Raw genomic sequence first — 23,476 nt, forward strand, 5'->3', positions numbered from 1 at the left:
ACTTATTACTTTACTGCTCGAGTACTTGTTGCAAAATAACTTTACAGCAATTCTGCTATTATAGCGACTTGAAGAGTTTTGCGCCAGATGAGCTTTCGCTCCATACTGCACATCAACCCTGTACCGCTTTCCTGCAACTGCATTCCCGTGAAGGTTTGTTGCTGCAAGAGACCGAGATTATAGAGCAATATTTGCCGAAGTCAAATGCATTGCGCAGCTTTTCTCCTTTTTTTCATCGGCGGGGCACTTGTTCGGTTTCCGCTACGCTGTGCGTTAGGCAAACCAAGGCGTCCTCCGGTACACTACCGCACATCACCGTGTCAATATTGACGGTGATGTCATCGGTCTTTGTCTTCCGTTTGATCACTGTCAATAACAACTATAGAAATACTTTTGAGCCAAAATACCCACACCATCCCCAGCCGGGAGGACATTCTCGGCATATTCCGCAGCGTCAACGCGCCTCTCGACCCGCAGTCTCTCGGGAAAACGCTGCAAGTGCATGCCGATTCCATGGATGTCCTGGTCCGTCGCCTGAAGGCGATGGAGCGCGACGGCCAGCTCAAGTCTGACGCCAGCGGTGTTTTCAGCCTGGCCGACCAGAGCGCGCTTGTCGCCGGTCGCGTCATGAGCCACCGCGACGGCTTCGGTTTCGTCATTCCCGACGACGCCAGCGCCGACCTGTTCCTGCCAGAGAAAGAAATGCAGAAAGTTCTGCATGGCGACAAGGTCATGGCCCGCATCGTCGGCACGGACCGCCGCGGCCGCCCGGAAGGCACGATCGTTGAAGTCACGCAGCGCGCCAATACCCACGTCATCGGCCGCCTGATCCAGGAAAACGGCACCTGGGTCGTGGCGCCGGAAGACCAGCGCATCGGCCAGGACATTCTCGTCACCGGTTCGGTGGGCAAGGCGAAGGCCGGCCAGATCGTCAGCGTCGAGCTGACCGAGCAACCGATGCGCTTCAAGCAGCCGGTCGGCAAGATCGTCGAAGTGCTCGGTGCCCTGGATGATCCCGGCATGGAAATTGAAATTGCCGTGCGTAAATTCAACGTGCCGCACATCTTTTCCGCCGCCGCCCTCAAGCAAGCTGAAAAACTGCCGTTCGAAGTGCGCGCCGCCGACCTGAAAGACCGCGTCGACCTGCGCGACGTGCCGCTCGTCACCATCGACGGCGAAGACGCGCGCGATTTTGACGATGCCGTGTATTGCGAACCCGTCAAGGTCGGCCGCGCCAACTGCTTCCGCCTGATCGTGGCGATTGCCGACGTCAGCCATTACGTGAAACCGAACGACGCGCTCGATATCGACGCGCTCGAACGCAGCACGTCCGTCTACTTCCCGCGCCGCGTGATCCCGATGCTGCCGGAAAAACTGTCGAATGGCCTGTGCTCGCTGAACCCGGCCGTCGACCGTTTGACCCTCGTCTGCGACGCGGTCGTCAGCGACAAGGGTGAACTGAAGGCTTACCAGTTCTACCCAGCCGTGATCCATTCGGCCGCGCGCCTCACGTATGACGAAGTCGCTGCCGTGCTGGGCAACACCAAGGGACCCGAAGCGGCACGCCGCGCGGACATCCTGCCGCACCTGCAGAACCTGGAAGCCGTCTACCGCGCCTTGCTGAAAGCACGCACGGAGCGGGGCGCCATCGACTTCGAGACGACGGAAACGTATATCGTCTGCAACAGCGCGGGCAAGATCGAAAAGATCATCCCCCGCACGCGCAACGAAGCGCACAAGATCATCGAAGAGTGCATGCTGGCGGCCAACGTCTGCGCAGCCGATTTGTTGCTGCGTAACAAGCATCCAGGCACCTACCGCATCCACGCCAGCCCGACCAAGGAAAAGCTCACGCAAGTGCGTACTTTCCTGAAACAGGTTGGCTTGAACCTGACGGGCGGCGACACGCCGTCGGCATCCGATTACCAGACCCTGATGCAGCAGATCAAGCAGCGTCCCGACGCGGCCCTGCTGCAGACGATGCTGCTGCGCTCGATGCAGCAAGCCGTCTACAGCCCGGACAATATCGGCCACTTCGGCCTGGCCTACGAGGCGTATGCCCACTTCACCAGCCCGATCCGCCGCTATCCCGACCTGCTGACGCACCGCGCCATCAAGGCGATTCTGCAAGGCAAGAAATACGAGCCGAAACTGTCCGATAAGGTCGTGCTGAACACGAATGTGTCGAACGCCACGCGCAAGCAGCAGGCGAAGGACAAGGCCGACGGCAAGCCGAAGAAGACGGACCTGACCATCTGGGACGCGCTGGGCGTGCATTGCTCGGCCAACGAGCGCCGCGCCGATGAAGCGTCGCGCGACGTGGAAGCCTGGCTCAAGTGCTACTTCATGCAAGACAAATTGGGCGAGGAGTTCACCGGCACCATCACCGGCGTGACCACCTTCGGCGTGTTCGTGCAACTCGACACCCTGTTTGTCGAAGGCCTGGTGCACGTCACCGAGCTCGGTACCGATTACTTCCAGTACGACGATGCGCGCCATGAATTGCGCGGCGAACGCACGGGCAAGCGCTACCAGCTGACCGACCGTTTGACGGTGCAAGTGGCGCGTGTCGACCTGGAAACGCGCAAGATCGACCTGCGTCTGGTGACCGATGCGGAACTGGCGGGCGACGAAGCGCCGGCCAAGCAGTCTGGCGGCAAGCGCAAGGGCGAAAAGAAGTCGATGGTCAAGCCCGGTCCCGCGACCGAGCAGCGCCATGAAATCAAGGCCAGCGGCAACAACGGCGGCAAATCCGGCAATGGTTCCGGCGGCCGTGCCAATGGCGCCAAACCTGCCGCCAAGGCGCAAACCAAGGCAGCGCCGCAAGCAGCAGCCCCCAAGGCCGCCGCGCCGAAGCGCAGCAAGAAACCAGCCGCGGCACCCGCTGCGGCGGCACCACGAGCAGCAAAAACTGTATCAAAATCAAGCAAGAACAAGCGATAAAAGAAACGATAACAAATGAAGAATAAAATGATTTTCGGCTTCCACGCCGTCACTTCGCGTCTGCGTCATGAAGCGTCGTCCGTGGAAGAAATTTTCGTCGATGCCAGCCGCGTCGACGGCCGCATGAAGGACATGATCGCCGCCGCCAAGGCGGCCAACGTGCGCGTCATGCCCGTCGATTCGTCGCGTCTCGATAAAATCGTCGGCACGCGCCGCCATCAGGGCGTGATCGCGTTTGCGTCGCAGCTGTCGCTGGCGCGCAATCTCGACGAGTTGCTGGACGCCATCGATGGCCCGCCGCTGCTGTTGATTCTCGACGGCATCACTGACCCGCACAACCTGGGCGCCTGCCTGCGCGTGGCCGACGGTGTCGGCGCGCATGCCGTCATCGTGCCGAAGGACCGCGCCGTGGGCTTGAATGCCACGGCCGCCAAGGTTGCCAGCGGCGCCGCCGAAACCGTCCCGTACATCACGGTGACGAACCTGGCGCGCACCATGCGCGAACTGAAGGACCGCGGCATCTGGCTGATCGGTACCTCGGACGATGGCGAAAAAGGCTTGTACGAAGCCGATTTCACGGGCCCGACGGCCCTCGTCATGGGTTCCGAAGGCGAAGGCATGCGCCGCTTGACGCGCGATACATGCGACATCCTCGTCAGCATCCCGATGTTCGGCTCCGTCGAGAGCCTGAACGTGTCCGTGGCTTCCGGTGTGTGCCTCTACGAAGCCCGCCGCCAGCGCATCGCGCTGGAAGCCTAAAAAACGTCCATGGCGGCGTTGCATTGCCTCGCCGTACATTCGTACTGTCTTCGGCAATGCGCCTTGCCCTGAACGTTTTGTAGCGCTTCCAGAAAATCAGCCGCCGCCCTTGAGGCGGCGGTTGTTTATCTGCCTCTCCGGCAGCACGTCGCCGAATACGCTACCATTTGCATTCCACCTTATCCATTTTCATTATGTTCCACCACCTGCGCGAAGATATCAACAGCATCATTGAACGTGACCCGGCCGCCCGCAATGGCTGGGAGGTGCTGACCTGTTATCCGGGCCTGCACGCCATCGTCATGCACGGCTGGGCGCACTGGTGCTGGACGCGGCACATGAAATGGGTGGGGCGCTTCATTTCGTATATCGCCCGCATCATCACGGGCATCGAGATCCATCCGGGCGCCGTCATCGGCCGGCGCGTCTTCATCGACCATGGTTTCGGCGTGGTGATCGGCGAGACGGCCGTCGTCGGCGACGACTGCACCATTTACCAGGGGGTCACCTTGGGCGGCACTTCGCTGCACAGCGGCGCCAAGCGTCATCCGACCCTGGAGCGCGGCGTCATCGTCGGCGCCGGCGCGCAGGTGCTGGGGAGCTTCACGGTGGGCGAATACGCCAAGGTGGGCTCGAACGCGGTGCTATTGAAACCCGTGCCGTCCGGCGCGACGGCCGTCGGCAACCCCGCGCACATCGTGCAAAAGGATGTCAGCGCCTTGCGCGAAGGCAGCACGGCGCATTTGTTTGCCGCGTACGGCGTCACGCCCAACGGCGACGATCCGCTGTCGAAAGCCCTGCAAGGCCTGATCACGCACGCCGTGGCGCAGGAGCAGCGCATCGAAACCATCCTCGCCACCCTGAAGGCGGCGGGCATCTGCTGCCAGGGCGTGCCCGAGTGTGATAAATTCGATTCCGAGCAAATGAACAAGCTGGTTGATTAAGGATACAGGCATGAATACTGATGTGACGGCAGGCGAAAAAAGCAATGACAATCCGAATCTGCTCGACCCCTTCGAGATCCGCGTGCTGGCTGTGCTGGCTGAAAAGGAAGCGTTGACGCCGGACAGCTACCCGCTCTCGCTCAACGCGCTGACGAACGGCTGCAACCAGCTGTCGAGCCGCGACCCCGTCATGGCCCTGTCCGAAGAAACCGTCTACGACGTGCTGCAGCGCCTGATGCAGCGCAAGTTCGTCAACGGCATCACGCAGGCCGGCGCGCGGGTCGCCAAGTACGAACACCGTATGCGCATCAAGTGGTCGCTGGAACAGGACAAGCTGGCCATCCTGACGATCCTGATGCTGCGCGGCTTGCAGACGGCGGGCGAAATCCGCAGCCGCAGCGGCCGCGTACATGAATTCAAGTCCGTCGCCGAGGTGGAATCCGGCCTGCAGTTTTTGATCGACAAATATCCGCCGCTGGTGGCCAAGCTGGCCGTCGCACCCGGCGCCAAGGAGCCGCGCTACGGCCATTTGCTGGGCGGCGAGGAAGCGCTGGCGCAGATCGAGACGGCGGCAGGTTACGCTGGTGCCGTCAGCGCGCCGCAGCAGGGCAGCAGGGTGGCCCAGCTGGAACAGGAAGTGCTGCAATTGCGCAGCGACTTCGATGGCCTGGCGGCGCAGTTCGAGGCGTTCCGCAAGCAATTCGAATAAGCAGCCTTCACGCATGCGTTTTTCCTTCCTGTGCCGCGCCTGCGGCGAGACCCACACGGGCATGCCCAGCTTCGGCGCCGACGCGCCGTGGCTGGTTGAGCAGATGGCGCCCGCCGAGCGCGAAACGCGCTGCCAGCTCGACAGTGACGCCTGCATCGTCGACGAAAAACACTGCTTCGTGCGCGCCACCATCGACATCCCCGTGCATGGCTCGGATGAACCATTCAGCTGGGGCGTGTGGGTGTCGCTGAGCAGCGAGAGCTTCGATGCGTGGGATGCCTGTTTCAATGACGCCAGGCGCACGCACATCGGCCCCTTCTTCGGCTGGCTCAGCACGCAGCTGCCCGTGTATCCGGCTACCCTGAACCTGAAAACCCGTGTACACCTGCGCGACGACGGCATGCGTCCGTACCTCGAGCTGGAGCCGACCGGCCATCCGCTGGCGGTGGAACAGCGCGACGGCATCACGGCCGAGCGGGTGGCCGAGCTGTATGTGCGGCTCGTGCATGACGCGTGACAGGAGCCGCTCCCTGTCAGTCCGCCCGCGTTTCCGGTATCATTCGGCATGAATAATATTTCCTTCCAACCGTTTGTTATTGGTGTCGCTGGCGGAAGCGGCAGTGGCAAGTCAACCGTATCACAGCAGGTGCTGGCGTCGTTCGGTGCCGACATGGTCTCGGTCGTGATGCAGGACGACTATTACTGCGACCAAACCCATCTCTCCCCTGAAGTCCGGCGCCAGCAGAATTACGACCATCCGCAGGCGTTCGAGTGGCCATTGCTGGTGCAGCACATCCAGGCCTTGCGCAATGGCGAAGCGATCGAGATGCCGGAGTACGACTTCACGCTGCACAACCGCTCCAACAGGACCATTCCCGTCAAGCCGGCGCCGGTGATCGTGATCGAAGGCCTGTTTGCCTTGTATGACGAAGACTTGCGCAACATGATGTCACTGAAGATCTTTGTCGACACGGCTTCCGACGTGCGCTTCATCCGCCGCATGCAACGCGATATCACGGAACGCGGCCGTTCCGTGGAAAGCGTCATCGAGCAGTATCTGGAAACGGTACGCCCGATGCACAAGCAATTCATCGAACCGACCAAGCGCAATGCCGATGTGATCTTGCCGCACGGCGCCAACGGTCCCGCGGTCGACATGATCACGGCCAAGGTGGCCAGCGTGATCGGCCGGTTGACGCGGGCCTGATCCCCGCCGGTCCGCTGCGCGTATGCCGGGCCGGCATACGCGTTACGCGTGCAGGGCGCCGCCCAAATCCGCCCATGGAAGAGGGGGCTCAGCCTTCCTCGCGCCAGCGGCGCAGGCGGATGGCGGCGTAAATCAGCGCCGCGCCTGCCGCCGCACCCAGCCACACGGCTGGCGAGGCCAGGCTGGACCAGGAGTTGCTGAACACATCAGTGCGCGTCGCGTGCGATCCCCCCTCTGCCAGCGCGTGCATCTGCGGCAGCAGGTCCGGCTCGAACAGATACCAGCTGCCGGGGAGGGTGCCCAGCAGGGCGCGTCCGATGACGTTCATCTGTATCCAGTCGACGCCGCTTTCCGTCTGCGTCAGCTTGCCGGCCCAGACGGCCAGGATGAGCAGCAGCAGCGGCACGCCGACGGCCCACAGGAAGACTTTCGACTTGGCCCAGCTCGACACCATCAGCAGCCATCCGACCGTCGGCAAGGCCCACAGGCAATACACGGGCAGCAAGCCGAATACGCGCAGCGGTCCCAGATACAGGCCGGGCGTGGCGAGCAGTTCGGCGAACACATGGATGCCGTTGACCGCCAGCACGCCGCTCAGGATCAGCACCAGGAGCAGCGAGGTCAGGCTGGCGGCGGCGGCCACGATCAGCGGCGCGACGAGCAGGGCGATGGCCGCTTTCGACAGCACCGTCTGGGCATCCGAGATGGGCAGCGATTTCCAGAACAGCACGCTGCGGTCGCGGCGGTCTTCATGCAGGGCGCTCAGGCAATAGAAAAACACGAGAAAGCCCAGTGCCAGGAACAGCGGCGCGGCCGCGTACGTGTAGTTGTTGGCGACGGCGTCGATGATTTCCGTGCGGCGCGGGCCGAAGGTGCGGGTATTGAAGACCGTGCTCCAGGACACTTCTTCGCCATTGACGATCAGCGCCGTGCGCATCTTGGTCTTGGCGATGGTGGCTATCGTCACCAGGGCGCCCAGTACGGTCATGACGACGCCGATCAGGGCGGGCGTCCAAACCAGCATGCCCTTGTGTTCCCACAATTCACGCCGGATCAGCCATTGCATCTTGTTTGCAGGGGAAATACTCATTGGTACGATCCTTTCATGGTCGCGACAAACAGGTCAGCCAGGCTGGGCGTGCGGACTTCGCCCAGGGCCGCCAGCTGGGTGCGGGCGACGCCGTCGAACAGCATCACCGACTTGCCGAACACGCTGCGTTCGCTGATCGGCTGCAGCGCGCGCGCCGGATTGACGTGCTGCGGGCCCACCATCACCTCGATGTAGCGCTCGCCCACCTCTTCCATGCTCGATGCCAGCACGATCTTGCCGTCGCGAATAAACATCAGGTCGCTCAGGATGTGTTCCACTTCCTCGATCTGGTGCGTGGTGATGACGATGGTCTTGTTTTCATCGAAATAGTCTTGCAGCAGGTTCTGGTAGAACTGCTTGCGGTACAGAATGTCCAGCCCCAGGGTCGGCTCGTCGAGCACCAGCAGTTTGGCGTCGATGGCCATCACCAGCGCCAGGTGCAGCTGCACCACCATGCCTTTCGACATGGCCTTGACCTTCATCTTCGGCGCCAGCTTGGTGTGGGCCAGATAGCGCTCGGCCTTGCTGCGGTCGAAACGTGGATGCACGCCGGCAACGAAATCGATGGCGTCGGCCACGCGCAGCCAGCCCGGCAGGATGGCCACGTCGGCGATGAAGCATACGTCGTCCATCAGCGCGTCGCGCTGCAGGCGCGGATCGCGTCCCAGCACCGACAGCTGGCCTTCGAAGCCCGTCAGGCCCAGGATGGCTTTCAGCGTGGTGGTCTTGCCGGAACCGTTCGGCCCGATCAAGCCGACGATGCGCCCCGGCGCGATATCGAAGCTGATGCCGTCGATGGCGACCTGTTTGCCATACTGCTTGCGCAGGCCGCGGGCGCTGATGAGGCTGTCCTTGTTCAATGCATTCATGCGCTCTCTCCGTGTGCGCCACTGTCGCGGCTCGCCTGCAGTAGTTGCTCGAGGTTAAGGTCCAGTTGCGTGATGCGTTCCAGCATCGCCGGCCATTCTTCGCGCATGAAGCGCTCGCGTTCACTGGCCAGCAATTTGTCGCGGGCGCCTTCCAAGACATACATACCGAGTCCTCTGCGTTTTTCCACCAGGGCATCGTCGACCAGTTCCTGATAGGCGCGCGAAACCGTGATGGGGTTCAATTGATAATCGGCCGCCACCTGGCGTACCGACGGCAGGGCGTCGCCGGACTGCAGCACGCCATCGAGCATCATGCCCACCACCCTGGCCTTGAGCTGGCGGTAGATGGGGCTATTGTCATTCCATTCCGTGCTCATGGGATGCGCTCCCACAAGGGCGGGGCCGTGCGGCGCGTGAAAAATGCTGTAGGCATCGAAGCTCCGTGATGTAGTTGATCGGTGTTGTAGTTAACTATAACACTAAGTCTCAAAAAATCAACACGTATTTTCAGGCCAGCCGCGCATGCAGGTCCAGCGCATTGAACAGGGCTGCGCCGGCCGCCGTGTTGTCGAAGATGCACCAGCTGCCCGCCTGCGCCGATGTGTGCAAGTCGGCGGCCTGCGCCGCCAGGTAGTCGCCCGGGTAGTCCGAGTAATAAATCTTTGGGCTGCCGTGCAGGCGCAGGTAGGCCACGCTGGTCGTCGGTATGTGCGGCCCCGGCTGTCCCGCAGGCGGATCGGCCCGCACGCGCGTGATGCCTTGCAGCGTCAATAGTTCGGTCGCGCCCGCCTCGAACCAGCTGGGGTGGCGCGCTTCGCAGGCGAGCATGCCGTCGAAGCGCTGGCGCAGCGCATGGAAAAATGCGCTGGCCACGTCGGCCTCGAAACGCAGGCTGGGCGGCAGCTGCACCAGCACGCAGCCCAGTTTATTCCCCAGTTGCATGACTTCTCCCGCAAAACGGTCGAGTTCGGCCGCACAGTCGCGCAAGCGCCGTTCGTGTGTGATGCTTCGCGGTAATTTCACGCTGAAGCGGAAATGCTCGGGCACGCTGGCGGCCCAGCGTGCGTAGGTTGACGGCTGGTGCGGACGGTAGAACGAGCTGTTGATTTCCACGCAGTCCAGCACCTGGGCATAACGCTGCAGGTGGCTGCCATCGAGGGGAAAGCGGCTGGCGGCGGCGCTGGAAATGCTCCAGCCGGCCGTGCCGATGTGAACAGTGTGCATGGCGCCATTACAGCAAGGCCAGGCGGGCGCGGCTATCGGACAAACGCCCGTGCGGCCGTCGGCGCAAGCCTAGTCGATGATCTCGCCGTTCAGGTCATGGCGCGTGATGTTGCCGCGCGTATCGATGGCGATCCAGCCGCCGCGCGGCTGTTGTGGCGGCGTCACGTCGCATTCCCAGTCGGGCAGGACATAGCGCAAGGTATTGTCGACCTGGTGCACGGCAGGGCGGTGTGTATGGCCGTGGATCATGACGGTGCTCGCGTGTTCGGCAAATACTTGCGCGACAGCATCGGGGGTGACATCCATGATGTCCATGGATTTTTCGCCATTGTGCTCGCGGCTGCTCTGGCGCAAACCATCGATGATGGCCTTGCGCTGCGCCAGCGGCATGGACAGGAACTGTTTTTGCCAGGCGGGCTGGCGCACCATGGCGCGAAACTCCATGTACTTGACGTCTTTCGTGCATTCGGCGTCGCCATGCAGCAAGACGATGCGCCGGCCGGCAATCGTGGCCACGTGCGGTTCGCTGAGCAGGGTGGCGCCGGCGGCGGCGGCAAAGCCGGAGCCGACAAGAAAGTCGCGGTTGCCGGCGATCCAGTAGACATGCACGCCGGCATCGCTGACGGCGCGGATGGCGGCCGTCATGCGCGCATTGAACGGGTCTTCCAGGTCATCGTCGCCGGCCCAGTATTCGAACAGGTCGCCTAATAGATACAGCGCTTGCGCATATTGCGCATGGTGTTCCAGGAAAGAAAGAAACGCCGCGCTGGTGCGCGGGTGCGAACTCTGCAGATGCAGGTCGGAAATAAAGAGGGCGGCAGGCATTGTCATCGTTCAACGCTCCCAAAAAGTGATGTAGATGGAGAGGCGCCAACGCGGCAATGCCTGTGATTCATGATGCCAGAGCCGAATTACGCGGCTTCAACCTTCTCGATGATGACGTCGGTCACTGGCACGTCGGCGAACATGCCGGCGCGCGAGGTTTTCACGGCGCGGATGGCGTCGACGACTTCCTTGCCGTCGGTAACTTTACCGAACACGGCGTAACCCCAGCCGTCCTGGCCTGGGTAGTCGAGGAAGCTGTTGTTCTTGATGTTGATGAAGAACTGGGCCGATGCCGAGTGCGGGTCCGACGTGCGGGCCATGGCCAGGGTGTAGGTATCGTTTTTCAGGCCGTTCTTGGCTTCGTTTTCCACGGTGGTGTCGGCAGGCTTCTGTTTCATGCCTGGCTCGAAACCGCCGCCCTGGATCATGAAGCCGTCGATGACGCGGTGGAAGATCGTGTTGTCGTAGTGGCCGGCTTGCATGTAGGCCAGGAAGTTGGCAACCGTTTTCGGCGCTTTTTCGGCGTCCAGTTCAGCGGTGATCTTGCCCAGATTGGTGGTGATGATGACGGAGGTCATGATGATCCTTAATAAATTGGATGAATAATTGATTCAGCGGCGCCAGGCAGGCCGGCGCCGCAAAAACGCTATTTTACAGTTTTGCGGGCGCGGACTTGAGTAAAGTCGCCGATTCGATCACCACGGGGGTGACGGGCACGTTCTGGTGCGGTCCCTTGTCTGCCACGGGCACGGCCTTGATCTTGTCGACCACGTCCATGCCTTTGATGACTTTGCCGAACACCGTGTAGCCGAAGCCGTCGCGGCCAGGGTAGTCGAGCGCGCCGTTGTCGTTCACGTTGATAAAGAATTGCGCGGTGGCCGAATGCGGATCGCCCGTGCGCGCCATGGCGATGCTGTAGGTGACGTTTTGCAAGCCGTTTTGCGCTTCATTCTTGATCGGCGCCTTGGTGGCTTTCTGCTTCATGTTCTTGTCGAAGCCGCCGCCCTGTATCATGAAGCCGTCGATGACGCGGTGAAACACCGTGCCCTTGTAATAACCGCTTTTGACATACTGCAAGAAATTGGCCACGCTTTGCGGCGCTTTTTCCTGATTCAGTTCCAGCACGATTTCGCCCATGCTGGTTTTCAGGGCCACATGGGGCGTGGGGTCGAGGGCGGTCGCCGGAGCGGCCGCCACGACGGCGCTGCCCAGCGTCAGGCCGGCAAACAGGGTGCAAAAGCGGGCCAGGAAAGACAGGCGTTTTGATTTGGTTTCTTGCATGAAGGCGTCCTTGATCGTTATTTTTCTCTAAACTTGCTTTAATTGTAAAGAGCTGAAAATTCGGTTGAACATCGTAAAAACCTGATTCATATCGGGCCAGTATGGTTTTTATCAATGTTATACTTGACCGCTAACGCCCCAATTCTAACAAACAAGAACAACAATATAGCGGGTCGACAGTTTTCGGCGCACACGGCAGTTCAGTGGCGCGGCACCCCCGGTGTCCGCGCCTGTCTGTCGTTTTGCCAGGCTGGCGGCCGCTTCACTTGCAAAGTACGATGAGCAATCTAAAGATTTACAACACCCTGGCTCGCGAGAAGCAGGTATTCGTCCCGATGGAAGCGGGCAAGGTACGCATGTACGTCTGCGGCATGACCATCTACGATTATTGCCATATCGGCCATGCGCGCATGATGATGGCCTTCGACGTCATCTACCGCTGGCTGAAGGCGTCCGGTTTCGACGTCACCTATGTGCGCAACATTACGGACATCGACGACAAGATCATCCGCCGCGCCGTGGAAAACGGCGAGACGATTTCCCAGCTGACGACGCGTTTCACCCAGTACATGGATGAAGACACGGCCGCGCTGGGCATTTTGACGCCCGACCACACGCCGCGCGCCACCGAGTACGTGCCGCAGATGCTGCGCCTGATCGAGCAGCTCGAAGCGAAGGACCTGGCCTACCAGGGGGCCGACGGCGACGTCAATTACGCCGTGCGCAATTTCCCCCACTACGGCAAGCTGTCGGGCAAGTCGCTCGACGACCTGCGCGCGGGCGAGCGTGTCGACGTCAACACGGGCAAGCGCGATCCGCTCGACTTCGTGCTGTGGAAGTCGTCGAAGGAGTCCGAGCCGGAAGAAGTCAAATGGGATTCGAAGTGGGGCAAGGGCCGCCCGGGCTGGCATATAGAGTGCTCGGCCATGTCCTGCGCCTTGCTCGGTGAACAATTCGACATCCATGGCGGCGGCGCGGACTTGCAATTCCCGCACCACGAAAACGAGATCGCCCAATCCGAAGGCGCGTTCGGCCACACCAGCGTCAATTACTGGATACATAACGGTTTCGTGCGCCTGGACAATGAAAAAATGTCCAAGTCGCTCGGCAATTTCTTCACCATCCGCGAAGTGCTGCAAAAGTTCGATGCCGAAGTGATCCGCTTCTTCATCCTGCGCGCGCATTACCGCAGCCCCCTGAATTACTCGGACGTGCACCTCGATGATGCGCGCCTGTCGCTGACGCGCCTGTACACGGCGCTGGCCGACGTGGCGGTGGAAGAGGGCGCCATCGACTGGAACGAAGCCCATGCCGTGCGCGTGCGCGAAGCGATGGACGACGATTTCAATACGCCGCTGGCCGTGGCGGCCCTGTTCGACCTGGCAACGGAAGTCAACAAGAGCAAATCGCCCGCCCTGGCGCGTCAATTGAAGGGCCTGGCGGGCGTATTCGGCTTGCTGGAACGCACGCCGCAGCAATTCCTGCAGGCGACCGTCGGCGCCGCCGGCGGCCAGGACGAGGCGGCCGGCATCGAAGCGGCGATTGCGGCGCGCAGTGCGGCGAAAAAGGCGCGCGACTTTGCCCAGTCCGACAAGATCCGCGCCGACTTGCTGGCCGCAGGCATCATTCTTGAAGACAAGCCTGACGGCTCGACCAACTGGCGCCGCGCATGATGGCGACGTCCAGGGAAAACGGGGAAGCGCCAGTAATCGCTGCGCAGGTGATCCAGGTGCCGCACTACTGGGAAGAGGCGAAGATCGAGCTGATGAAGCGCGACCGCATCATGAAAAAACTCATCCCGCAATTTGGCGACCTGCACCTGGTCGGCCACAGCGACCCGTTTACCACCCTGGCCCGTTCGCTGGTGGGCCAGCAGATCACGCCCAAGGCGGCTGATGCCGCCTGGAAAAAGCTGCTGCTGGCTTGCCCGAAATGCACGCCTTCGCAAGTATTGAAGGCAGGCGCCGAGCAATTGTCCGCCTGCGGTTTGTCCAAACGCAAGACCGAATACATCCTCGACCTGGCCGACCATTTCAAGGCCAAGCGCGTGCACGCGAGCCAGTGGGACCAGATGGATGACGAAGCCGTCATCGCCGAACTGGTGCAGATCCGCGGCATCGGCCGCTGGACAGCCGAGATGTTTCTGATATTTAATCTGCTCCGGCCGAATGTCTTGCCGCTTGACGACCCTGGTTTGATCCAGGGCATCAGCGTCAATTATTTCTCCGGCGAACCCGTTTCCCGCAGCGATGCGCGCGAAGTTTCTGCCAATTGGGAACCGTGGCGCACCGTGGCGACGTGGTATTTGTGGCGCAGTCTCGACCCTGCAGCCGCCCCTGCCGCATCCGATACAGCCCCCGGCGCACCAGCCGGTACGGTAAAATAAACATAGATGACGCCGCGCGCCCTGGCGCCGTGGCCGGTAAAACCTGGAGGTACAATGACTAAAACGACTTTCCTCAATTTTGAACAGCCGATCGCGGAACTCGATTCCAAGATCGAAGAGTTGCGCTTCGTGCAAGACGATTCGGCCGTCGACATCTCGGAAGAGATCGACCGCCTGGCCAAGAAGAGCCAGCAGCTGACCAAGGATATCTACGCCAAGCTGACCCCTTGGCAAGTGGCGCAGATCGCGCGCCACCCGCAACGCCCCTACACCATGGATTACGTGAATGAAATCTTTACCGATTTCCACGAATTGCATGGCGACCGCAGCTACGCGGACGATCTGTCCGTCGTCGGCGGCCTGGCCCGCTTCAACGGTCAGCCGTGCATGGTCATCGGCCACCAGAAGGGCCGCGACACGAAAGAGCGCGCCATGCGCAATTTCGGCATGCCGAAACCGGAAGGCTACCGCAAGGCCATGCGCCTGATGAAAGTGGCGGAAAAGTTCAACCTGCCCATCTTCACCTTCGTCGACACGCCAGGCGCCTTCCCCGGCATCGACGCGGAAGAGCGCGGCCAGTCGGAAGCCATCGGCCACAACCTGTACGTGATGGCTGAACTGAAAGTGCCGCTGATCGCCACCATCATCGGTGAAGGCGGTTCCGGCGGCGCACTGGCCATCGCCGTGGGCGACGCCGTGCTGATGCTGCAATACTCGACCTACGCCGTGATTTCGCCGGAAGGCTGCGCCTCGATCCTGTGGAAGAGCGCCGAGCGCGCCTCCGACGCGGCCGAAGCGCTGGGTCTGACTGCCCACCGCCTGAAAGCCATGGGCCTGATCGACAAGATCATCAACGAACCGCTGGGCGGCGCCCACCGCGATCCGAAACAGATGGCCACCTTGCTCAAACGCGCACTGGCCGACACCCTGCGCCAGTTCCAGGGCATGAAAACCAAGGACTTGCTGGCCGCGCGCCACGAAAAACTGCTGAGCTACGGCAAGTTCAAGGAAACCACGCCGAGCGAGTAAGCCAGCGCAAGTCGGCTCCGGTCGACGTGGGTCGGCGTAGGTCGGCGTAGGTCGGCTTAGCGCAGCGTAAGCCGACAAGACGTAAGCCGACAAGACGTAATCCGACAAGACGTAATCCGACAAAATATCAAGAGTTACCAGGGACAGTCCGCTAAACGACACCATCCGTTTAGCCGCCTGTCCCTCTTTGCATTCCCGGAGTCCGAATGAAAAAGCAACAAACCGCCACCGTGCCCGACATCTTCGCCCGCGCGCTGGACGCCTGCGCACCTGCACCCGGCAGCACCGTCGGCATCGCCCTGAGCGGCGGCCTCGATTCCGCGGCCCTGCTGCACCTGGCGCATGCCTGGGCGCAAGAGCACGGCGTGGCCTTGCACGCGTTTCACGTGCACCATGGCCTGAGCCCGAACGCGGATGCCTGGCTGGCCCACTGCGCGCAGTTGTGCGCCGGCATGGGTATCGCCTTCGAGGCACGCAAGGTCACCTTGGAAAAGAATGCGAAGACGGGCACGGAAGAGGCGGCCCGCAAGCGCCGTTACGCGGCCCTGGGTGAATTGTGCGCCGCGCACGGCGTGCGCCTGCTGCTGACGGCCCATCACCAGGATGACCAGGCGGAAACGGTGCTGCTGCAATTGCTGCGCGGCTCGGGCACGGCAGGCCTGTCCGGTATGGATGGCGCCAACGGCGCGCCCGAGCTGCTGGGCAATCCGGACCTGGTGATGGCGCGCCCGCTGCTTTCCGTGTCGCGCAAACAACTCGAAGCGTACGTGGCGAAGCATGCGATCGCGCACATCCACGACGAGTCGAACGACGATCCCCGCTTTGCCCGTAATGCCCTGCGGCACCAGGTGATGCCCGTGCTGGCGCAGGCCTTTCCCGGTTTCCAGGAACGCTTCGCCCGCAGCGCCCAGCACGCGCAATCGGCGCAGCGCCTGCTGACGGAGCTGGCGACGCAGGATTTGGCAATGTGCCTCGATGGCGACTGCATCGAACTGGCGAAATTGCGCGCGCTGAGCGCGGACCGCTGCTACAACCTGCTGCGCCACTGGTTCGGCACGCGCGGCTTGCGCATGCCGTCGACGGCATGGCTGGCGGAAATGCTGGCGCAATTGCTGGAAGCGCGGCCCGATGCGCAATTGCTGGTCACGCATCCCGAATGCCACGTGCGGCGCCATCGCGACCGGCTGTACCTGACGCCCAAGCTGAATGACCTTGCCGGCATGCGCGAGCGTGACGACGCGGGTATTCCCGGCCTGGAAAAGGCCGGCCAGCAATTTAGCTGGCAGGGCGAAGCGAGCCTGGCGTTCCCCGCGTATGGCGGCGTGCTGCATTTCGATGCGGTGGAAGACGGCGGCCGGGGTATCGATATTGCCTGGCTGCAAGCACAGACACTGACCATCGATTTTCGCCAGGGGGGCGAGCGCCTGAAGCTGGCCTTGAACCGTCCCACCAAGAGCTTGAAATACCATTACCAGGCGTTCGACGTGCCCGCCTGGGAGCGTGAGCGCCTGCCGCTTGTCTGTGCGGCGCAACAATTGCTGTACGCGGCCGGTATCGGCCTCGACTGCCATTGTCTGAGTCTGCTGGACCGTCCTCGCGTGACTTTGCGCTGGCTCTCCTGCTGAGCGCAGGGGCAGCCTCCACGGCCACTCTCGCGGTGATCGCCAAGTGGCTGCTCCAGCCAGCTGGACTGTATGGATTGGTTATTTCCATATGTACAATTGGTATGAGCTAATGCGCTTTTTAGCTTGTTATTTTGCATTGCGGCATGTAGAGTAAAGCCCTCCTTTTTTATTCTTCTTGAGCGGAAACTTCACTCTTATGGCTTTAATCGTCCACAAATATGGCGGTACGTCGATGGGCTCGACTGACCGTATCAAGAATGTCGCCAAGCGCGTTGCCAAGTGGCACGACGCCGGGCATCAAATCGTGGTGGTGCCATCCGCCATGTCGGGCGAAACCAACCGCCTGATTGGACTGGCCAAGGAAATCATGGATCAACCCGATCCCCGTGAACTTGACATGATCGCCTCGACAGGCGAACAGGTGTCCGTCGGCCTATTGTCGATGGCACTGCTGGCGATCGGCAAACAAGCCGTATCTTATGCTGGCTGGCAAGTCGCGATCAAGACCGATTCCGCCTTTACCAAGGCACGCATCCAGTCGATCGATGACGAAAAAGTCAAACGCGACCTCGATGCGGGCAAGATCGTCATCATTACCGGTTTCCAGGGCGTCGACGAACACGACAACATCGCGACCCTGGGCCGCGGCGGTTCCGATACCTCGGCCGTGGCGATCGCCGCCGCCATGAAGGCGTCCGAATGCCTGATCTTCACGGACGTCGACGGCGTCTACACGACCGACCCGCGCGTGGTTTCCGAGGCGCGCCGCCTGAAGACCATCACCTTTGAAGAAATGCTGGAACTGGCTTCGCTGGGTTCCAAAGTGCTGCAAACGCGTTCGGTGGAATTCGCCGGCAACTACCGCGTGCCCACGCGCGTGCTGTCGTCGCTGACCGACCCGATGTTGCCGCTGGAAATAGAAGCCAATTCAGGCACCCTGATTTCGTTTGAGGAAGATACAAACATGGAACAAGCAGTCATCTCCGGCATCGCCTTCAACCGCGATGAAGCCAAAATCACCGTGCTCGGCGTGCCCGACCGTCCAGGCGTGGCGTACCACATCCTGGGACCGGTGGCGGACGCGAATATCGAAGTCGACATGATCATACAGAATCAGTCGGTCGACGGTAAAACGGACTTCACCTTCACCGTCTCGCGCGGCGAATACACGCGCGCGCTGGCCGTGCTGGAAGCGAACCGCGAAGCACTGGGTGCGGCCAGCATCACGGGCGACGCGAAAGTGTCGAAACTGTCCGTCGTCGGCGTGGGCATGCGCAGCCACGTGGGCGTCGCATCGCAAATGTTCCGTACCTTGTCGGAAGAGGGCATCAACATCATGATGATCTCCACTTCCGAGATCAAGATCTCCGTGCTGATCGATGAAAAGTACATGGAACTGGCCGTGCGCGCGCTGCATAAAGCGTTCGAGCTGGAAAAAGCTTAAATATCCAAAAATATTGCCCCACGCCCTTGACCAAAGGGGGGGCAATCGATATTATGACGTTCGTCGCTGCAGCGCAGTTAGCTACAGAGACATAGTTGAGTAATCAGCTAGGAGACGTGGCCGAGTGGCCGAAGGCACATCCCTGCTAAGGATGCATACGGCTTATACCTGTATCGTGGGTTCGAATCCCACCGTCTCCGCCAGAATCAAATAAAAAAGCCTCCCCTGCGGGAGGCTTTTTTATTTGTCTGGACGGAACGGTGGGATTCGAAGACGGAGCGCCCTGAAGGGCGCGCAGGCTCTCCGAATCGCCCATCTGCCGCGCCCCGCGCGGCCCCGTTGGCCGCGCAGCGGCCAACGCCGTCCCCTCATCTCAGGCAGTAGCGGCAAGCGCATGCGCCGGCCTCTGCGGGCGCCTGCGCCAGCCTTTGCTCAGCAAGAGATTCTTTTTCACCGCATTCAGCCCAATCCCCTTAAAAAGTTGCATAATCCACAAATGCCGCGCAGAAATTTCATACTGGCCGGCGCGGCCTATGCCGGCAGCATTGAGGCATGGTCCGGATAAACGAGGGGGTACGCACATGCAGCTGCTTCGCCAAGTCAAACTGTCGCGCCGGCTGGCCTTGTTGGTCGCCATCTTTTCGCTGGGCCTGATCGTGTATGGCGGCTGGTCGCTGCGCGTGCTGCACGAACTGAAGGTCAACGGCCCCGTATATCACCGCATCGTACAGGGCAAGGACCTGGTGGCCGACGTGCTGCCGCCGCCGGAATACATCCTCGAATCGTATCTGGTCGCCTTCCAGCTGATGGCGTCCGAAGATAGAAGCGCGCAAGACAAGCTGGTCGAACGCCTGAAAACCTTGAAGGCCGAGTACGACACGCGCCATCAGTTCTGGCGTACCCAGGATCTCGATCACGATATCGCCGAAGCCTTGCTGACGCAGGCGCATGCCCCTGCCGTGGCATTCTATGAGACGGCATTCACGCGCTTCGTCCCGGCGCTGCAGGGGCAGGACAAGGCGGGCGTGGCCACTGCCATGGCGGCCATGGCCGCCAGCTACGACAGCCATCTGGCGGCCATCAACCGCGTGGTGGACATGACCAGCAAGCGCTCGGCCGCGTTCGAGACCGAATCGGCCGACAAGGCACGCTCGGCAACCGTGCTGCTGGCGGGCTTGCTGCTGGCATCGCTGGGCGTCAGCATCGCCGGCGCCGTGCTGATCAGCCGCAGCATTACCGGCCCCTTGCAGGAGGCGTTGCTGGCCGCGCAGAGGGTGGCGGCCGGCGACTTGAGCAATCGTGTCGACAAGCGCTTTTCCGACGAGCCTGGTCAATTGCTGCAGGCCCTCGAAGCGATGAATGGCAGCCTGTCGCACACCGTGGGCCAGGTGCGCAGCAGCACGCAAAGCATCACTATTGCTTCGCGCGAAATCGCGGCCGGCAATTTCGATCTGTCGTCGCGCACGGAGGCGCAAGCCAGTTCGCTGGAAGAAACGGCTTCCGCGATGAAGGAGCTGACCAGCACGGTAAAGCAGAATGCCGACAATGCGCGGCAGGCCAATCAGCTGGTGGTGTCGGCGTCGGAATTTGCCGTGCAGGGTGGACAGGTGGTCGGGCGCGTGGTCGATACCATGGGCGCCATCAATGCCAGCTCGCGCAAGATCGTCGATATCGTCGACGTGATCGACAGTATCGCTTTCCAGACGAATATCCTGGCCTTGAACGCAGCGGTAGAGGCTGCCAGGGCGGGCGAGCAGGGACGCGGCTTCGCCGTCGTCGCCAGCGAAGTGCGCAGCCTGGCGCAACGTTCGGCCAGTGCCGCGCGCGAAATCAAGGCCATGATCGGCGATTCGGTCGAGCGCGTCGACGCGGGCAGCAAGCTGGTGGACGAGGCGGGCGCCACGATGGACAAGATCGTGGCATCCGTGAAGCAGGTGGTCGACTTGATGAGCGAAATCGCCGCCGCCAGCCAGGAGCAGAGCCTGGGCATCGAACAGGTCAACCAGGCCATCACGCAGATGGATGAGGTCACGCAGCAGAATGCCGCCCTGGTCGAGGAAGCGGCGGCCGCCGCCGGCAGCCTGGAAGAGCAGGCGGCCAGCCTGGTGCGGGAAGTGGGGGTGTTCAAGCTCGATGCGGGCGGCGCTGCCAGCGCGCTGGCGGCGCCCGCGCAACCGGGCCGCTGACAGGCTGGCTGGCGGTCAGGACGCCGTTCAGCTTGGCGTTTCCTGGGCGTGGCTGCGCTATGGCGCGCGCGCCGCTGCCGTGGCTTGTTTGTCGCACGTCGCCAGGCTGCCGGTGCATGCGGAAAACGTTTCCAGATAAGTGATGGTTTTCTCGTACTCGTCGATCAGGTAGCGTAGCTGATATGCCATCTCGACAGATTCGCCCGTGCCTTTGTCCCGCAGCCTGTACATATCTTTCAAGAAGCGTTTTCTTCGCGCCAGTTCCGCAGCCAGGCGCGCCTTGCGCTCGGCGGCCGGTGGCAGCGGATACGGCTTGCCATTGATGGATCTGACGCCCTCGGGCGTCAGATCCAGGTCCTTGCCGGGGGCGCGAAATTCCACGCCCATTGTTCCATCCGCCTGCACCAGTATCAGCAGTTCGTCGGCGTCGCTGTTGGCTGGCAAGGTCACGGCCAGCACTTCAGGCTTGCCCTTGGGCAGCCAGCGATATTCGAGCTTGACCTGCAACGGCGCTGCGGCCTGCGCCGGCAGGTAGAAGCAGCAGCTGGCGGCGCTGCTCATGTAAGGACTCAGTGGATCGGTATCGACAGCGTTGTCGGGATCGCCGACGAAACTGATGCCCACCTGTATCATGCGCGGACTGTAGTTCAAGGTACTGACCGATACCTTGCGCTCACCGGCGCCGGGCGTGTACGCGTGCAAGCCCCGCTCACCGCGCTCGTTGCCGCCCGCAAGCAGGGGCCGGTGGAACAGGGGGGTAATGCCGAAGCTCGCGATACTGCTGATATAGCCGGTATCGGACGGGCCGACGCGCGAGTCGCTGTTGCCCGGCGTGTGGTAGAGGTAGCCGATCTCGTCCAGCGATAGTGCGCTGACCATGCGGTCTTGCTGAAACAGTGGCGGTGACGCGTAGCTGTCGCCGTTGCCCATGACTTTGGCGTAGATGGGGCCCGTCCATGGACCATGGCCGCCAAAGCGCGCGAGTACCACATACTCGCCCAGCAGCGATTTTACTTTCAGGACATCCTTGGTCTCGCCAGTGACGGGGTCGATGATGGAATAAATGCCCGGAAAGGGATTGGTGGCGACACGCCACAGCGTGGGCATGGCAAAGCAGAGTCCGGCAACGATGGCGATGCCGGTGGCGATGGCAGTGCTGGTTTTCATGCTTCGTCCAGTCGTTGTTGCTGCGTGTCCTGCGTTGCCGCAGTGGCGCCGGGGGCGATCCCTTTCATCCGGCAGAACGCCACGAGGTCGGCCGGATAGAAGGGCGCGCCGCGATAGCCGCTGTCATCGATATCGAGCACGCAGGTGATGGCGGCCGCTTCCCAGGACCAGTAGCCCCAGAACGAGGTGTCGCGCCGGTGGCTGTCGTAATAGGGCTCGCGGCAGCTGGCTGCATACCATTGCTGCAGATAAGCGTGCATCAGCGCAGGACGGGCATCTTTTTCTGCCGCGAATATCTTGAGTGTATTGACGTAGGGCAGATGGCGCGTGCACTTTGGCCAGGCTGCATCCCTGCCGGCGACGAAGCATGCCAGCAGCCGCTCCAGCAAGCCATCCTTTTCATGGTTATTGAAATCGATGACGGGCGCCAGCCGGGGCAGCAAACTGCCGCAGCCCAGCAAAATGCCTAGGCAGACCATGCGGTTGACCTGCTCGTAGCCGTCGCCGGGCAGGGCGAAGTGGGGAAATCCCTGTTCGGCTTCGTCGGCCTGAGCGTCAAATGCCATGTCATAGCGGGCAAACGCCAGCCAGTAAGCGAGTATCGTGGAGTACGCGGCGCGCAACTCATCCAGCGCGTGACCGGCGCTGTAGGCGAGGGCTAGCTGGTCGACGCCATCCCAGGCCCGCTGGCGCGTGGCCGTCATGAAATTTTCTGGTGGAATATGTTGCAGCACGTGCGCCGGCTGTTGCAAGCCGGCTGCCACCATGTCGTAGCACTCATCCTGGCTTTCCTTGCTTTCAAGGTAGATGGCATAGGACAGCCGCGCTTCCCTGCGCCGGGCCAAAAAATTCCGCTCGTTCAGCGTCTGCATCCTTGCCCCTTGCTGATTATGGTTGCGGCCATGTAACTTCGCTGGTGTAGCGGCCTTCCTTGCGTAGCCGTCGCGCATAGTCGACCAGATCCCTGGGGTACACCAGATGCGCGGCCTGGCTATCGTCCAGGTCGAGCAGGAAAACCGTCGCTCCCGCTTCGAATGCCCAGTAGCCGTAGTAGCCGGCATAGCCTTCCTCGCTGATATTGAGATGCTCGTTGTACCAGCGCGGATGATGTCGCATGGCCGGATACCACTGTTTCAGGTATTTCTGGAGCAGGGCCAAGGTAGCGTCCTCATCCTCCTCATAGAACACTTGCAGCAGGGTGTCATAGGGCCTGGCGATGATGCAGGCGTCGAGTGCTTGTCCATCCTCCACATATCCGTCGATCAATTGCTCGAACAGGCCATCGCGGCCACGGTGGCTGCGCAGCACGTGGATGATGCGCAGCACCGAACGGTGATCGCGCAGGAGGATGGCAATGCTGAGCAGCTGCAAGGTGTCCTCATAGTCGGACAGGATGTAAAACTCTGGTGCTCCCTCATATTCGTAGGGTCCAAACTCTGGAAACTCAAGCGCCGCATCCTGCTGATAGAGTTGGTCGACCGCATTCCATTCTTCAAACTTATCCACGATGCCCGCGATGCGCGGCGCCAGCGCATCAATCGGCTCGCCAGCCGTATAGTCGAGCATCCAGATCCAGAGTTCTTCTAAATACAAAAAATGATGGACGGAAGCATTTTCCTGCGCTGAGTCGGCGACCTTTTTGTTTTCCAGTCCTCCTGCAATCAGCGCAAATTGATTGCTGCGCGTTTTGACATACAGTTCTTCATCCAGAAATTGCTGGCGGCGCCGCTCGGTGAATGGGCGATTGTTCATCTTGTCTGGCTGCCGTCGTGATCGACGCGTAAGGAA

General features: G+C 61.5%; 22 protein-coding genes and 1 tRNA gene. 13 read left to right on the forward strand and 10 right to left on the reverse strand.

What is annotated here, in order from left to right; all coding sequences use genetic code 11:
• The first annotated feature begins 393 nt into the window (after positions 1-393).
• The 6 genes from rnr to udk all read left to right on the forward strand — a co-directional run bounded on the left by rnr (position 394) and on the right by udk (position 6,562).
• Positions 394-2,943 (forward strand): ribonuclease R, encoded by a 2,550-nt coding sequence (rnr, locus tag IGS60_RS22220; RefSeq protein WP_230506226.1) that lies wholly within the window; start codon positions 394-396, stop codon positions 2,941-2,943.
• A 15-nt stretch (positions 2,944-2,958) separates the two neighbouring features.
• Positions 2,959-3,702 carry a 23S rRNA (guanosine(2251)-2'-O)-methyltransferase RlmB gene (rlmB, locus tag IGS60_RS22225; RefSeq protein WP_058048541.1) on the forward strand — a complete coding sequence of 248 codons (744 nt, stop codon included), beginning with the start codon at positions 2,959-2,961 and terminating at the stop codon, positions 3,700-3,702.
• A gap of 194 nt (positions 3,703-3,896) precedes the next feature.
• Positions 3,897-4,646 carry a serine O-acetyltransferase gene (cysE, locus tag IGS60_RS22230; RefSeq protein WP_034784004.1) on the forward strand — a complete coding sequence of 250 codons (750 nt, stop codon included), beginning with the start codon at positions 3,897-3,899 and terminating at the stop codon, positions 4,644-4,646.
• 10 nt (positions 4,647-4,656) lie between these two features.
• Positions 4,657-5,355: a YceH family protein gene (locus IGS60_RS22235; RefSeq protein WP_070221306.1), complete on the forward strand. Its 699-nt coding sequence runs from the start codon at positions 4,657-4,659 to the stop codon at positions 5,353-5,355.
• A gap of 13 nt (positions 5,356-5,368) precedes the next feature.
• Positions 5,369-5,872: a DUF2199 domain-containing protein gene (locus IGS60_RS22240; protein WP_230506227.1), complete on the forward strand. Its 504-nt coding sequence runs from the start codon at positions 5,369-5,371 to the stop codon at positions 5,870-5,872.
• 48 nt (positions 5,873-5,920) lie between these two features.
• Complete coding sequence (gene udk, locus IGS60_RS22245) at positions 5,921-6,562, forward strand: uridine kinase (RefSeq protein WP_070221308.1); 642 nt, start codon at positions 5,921-5,923, stop codon at positions 6,560-6,562.
• 88 nt (positions 6,563-6,650) lie between these two features.
• Here udk and IGS60_RS22250 read toward each other — a convergent pair whose 3' ends face one another.
• The 7 genes from IGS60_RS22250 to IGS60_RS22280 form a co-directional block, all read right to left on the reverse strand.
• Entirely contained in the window at positions 6,651-7,652 is a 1,002-nt protein-coding gene (locus IGS60_RS22250; RefSeq protein ID WP_230506228.1) for a hypothetical protein, read from the reverse strand.
• Positions 7,649-8,521 carry an ABC transporter ATP-binding protein gene (locus IGS60_RS22255; protein ID WP_230506229.1) on the reverse strand — a complete coding sequence of 291 codons (873 nt, stop codon included), beginning with the start codon at positions 8,519-8,521 and terminating at the stop codon, positions 7,649-7,651. Before IGS60_RS22255 ends, IGS60_RS22250 begins: the two co-directional genes overlap by 4 nt.
• Positions 8,518-8,898: a GntR family transcriptional regulator gene (locus IGS60_RS22260; protein ID WP_070289838.1), complete on the reverse strand. Its 381-nt coding sequence runs from the start codon at positions 8,896-8,898 to the stop codon at positions 8,518-8,520. Before IGS60_RS22260 ends, IGS60_RS22255 begins: the two co-directional genes overlap by 4 nt.
• A 130-nt stretch (positions 8,899-9,028) precedes the next feature.
• Entirely contained in the window at positions 9,029-9,745 is a 717-nt protein-coding gene (locus tag IGS60_RS22265; RefSeq protein WP_230506230.1) for a DUF72 domain-containing protein, read from the reverse strand.
• 69 nt (positions 9,746-9,814) lie between these two features.
• Positions 9,815-10,570, reverse strand: a complete 756-nt coding sequence (locus IGS60_RS22270; RefSeq protein ID WP_230506231.1) for a UDP-2,3-diacylglucosamine diphosphatase — start codon at positions 10,568-10,570, stop codon at positions 9,815-9,817.
• Positions 10,571-10,656: 86 nt separating this feature from the next.
• A complete protein-coding gene (locus IGS60_RS22275; protein WP_070289832.1) occupies positions 10,657-11,148 on the reverse strand; it encodes a peptidylprolyl isomerase in 492 nt (163 codons plus the stop codon).
• Between the two features lie 73 nt (positions 11,149-11,221).
• Positions 11,222-11,851 (reverse strand): peptidylprolyl isomerase, encoded by a 630-nt coding sequence (locus tag IGS60_RS22280; RefSeq protein ID WP_175444739.1) that lies wholly within the window; start codon positions 11,849-11,851, stop codon positions 11,222-11,224.
• Between the two features lie 278 nt (positions 11,852-12,129).
• On the opposite strand from IGS60_RS22280, the gene cysS reads away from it, so the two are divergent.
• From cysS to IGS60_RS22315, 7 genes are all read left to right on the forward strand, one after another.
• Positions 12,130-13,524, forward strand: coding sequence for a cysteine--tRNA ligase (gene cysS / locus IGS60_RS22285; protein WP_070221315.1), 1,395 nt, complete (start codon positions 12,130-12,132; stop codon positions 13,522-13,524).
• Positions 13,524-14,237: a DNA-3-methyladenine glycosylase gene (locus IGS60_RS22290; protein WP_070221359.1), complete on the forward strand. Its 714-nt coding sequence runs from the start codon at positions 13,524-13,526 to the stop codon at positions 14,235-14,237. Before cysS ends, IGS60_RS22290 begins: the two co-directional genes overlap by 1 nt.
• Before the next feature lie 54 nt (positions 14,238-14,291).
• The gene (locus tag IGS60_RS22295) at positions 14,292-15,266 is read left to right on the forward strand and encodes an acetyl-CoA carboxylase carboxyltransferase subunit alpha (RefSeq protein WP_034784047.1); all 975 of its coding nucleotides are present in this window, start codon (positions 14,292-14,294) and stop codon (positions 15,264-15,266) included.
• Positions 15,267-15,472: 206 nt separating this feature from the next.
• Positions 15,473-16,891 (forward strand): tRNA lysidine(34) synthetase TilS, encoded by a 1,419-nt coding sequence (tilS, locus tag IGS60_RS22300; protein ID WP_230506232.1) that lies wholly within the window; start codon positions 15,473-15,475, stop codon positions 16,889-16,891.
• Positions 16,892-17,087: 196 nt separating this feature from the next.
• Positions 17,088-18,335, forward strand: a complete 1,248-nt coding sequence (locus tag IGS60_RS22305) for an aspartate kinase (RefSeq protein ID WP_070221317.1) — start codon at positions 17,088-17,090, stop codon at positions 18,333-18,335.
• Between the two features lie 110 nt (positions 18,336-18,445).
• A tRNA-Ser gene (locus IGS60_RS22310) sits at positions 18,446-18,538 on the forward strand.
• A gap of 378 nt (positions 18,539-18,916) precedes the next feature.
• The gene (locus IGS60_RS22315; protein WP_230506233.1) at positions 18,917-20,521 is read left to right on the forward strand and encodes a methyl-accepting chemotaxis protein; all 1,605 of its coding nucleotides are present in this window, start codon (positions 18,917-18,919) and stop codon (positions 20,519-20,521) included.
• 57 nt (positions 20,522-20,578) lie between these two features.
• Here IGS60_RS22315 and IGS60_RS22320 read toward each other — a convergent pair whose 3' ends face one another.
• The 3 genes from IGS60_RS22320 to IGS60_RS22330 are packed head-to-tail and all read right to left on the reverse strand — an operon-like array spanning position 20,579 to position 23,440.
• Positions 20,579-21,688 (reverse strand): hypothetical protein, encoded by a 1,110-nt coding sequence (locus IGS60_RS22320; RefSeq protein WP_230506234.1) that lies wholly within the window; start codon positions 21,686-21,688, stop codon positions 20,579-20,581.
• Positions 21,685-22,560 carry a PoNe immunity protein domain-containing protein gene (locus tag IGS60_RS22325; RefSeq protein ID WP_230506235.1) on the reverse strand — a complete coding sequence of 292 codons (876 nt, stop codon included), beginning with the start codon at positions 22,558-22,560 and terminating at the stop codon, positions 21,685-21,687. Before IGS60_RS22325 ends, IGS60_RS22320 begins: the two co-directional genes overlap by 4 nt.
• A 16-nt stretch (positions 22,561-22,576) precedes the next feature.
• Entirely contained in the window at positions 22,577-23,440 is an 864-nt protein-coding gene (locus tag IGS60_RS22330) for a PoNe immunity protein domain-containing protein (protein WP_230506236.1), read from the reverse strand.
• Positions 23,441-23,476 lie beyond the last annotated feature (36 nt).

The sequence above is a fragment of the Janthinobacterium sp. FW305-128 genome (assembly GCF_020858135.1).
Lineage (GTDB): Bacteria > Pseudomonadota > Gammaproteobacteria > Burkholderiales > Burkholderiaceae_D > Janthinobacterium.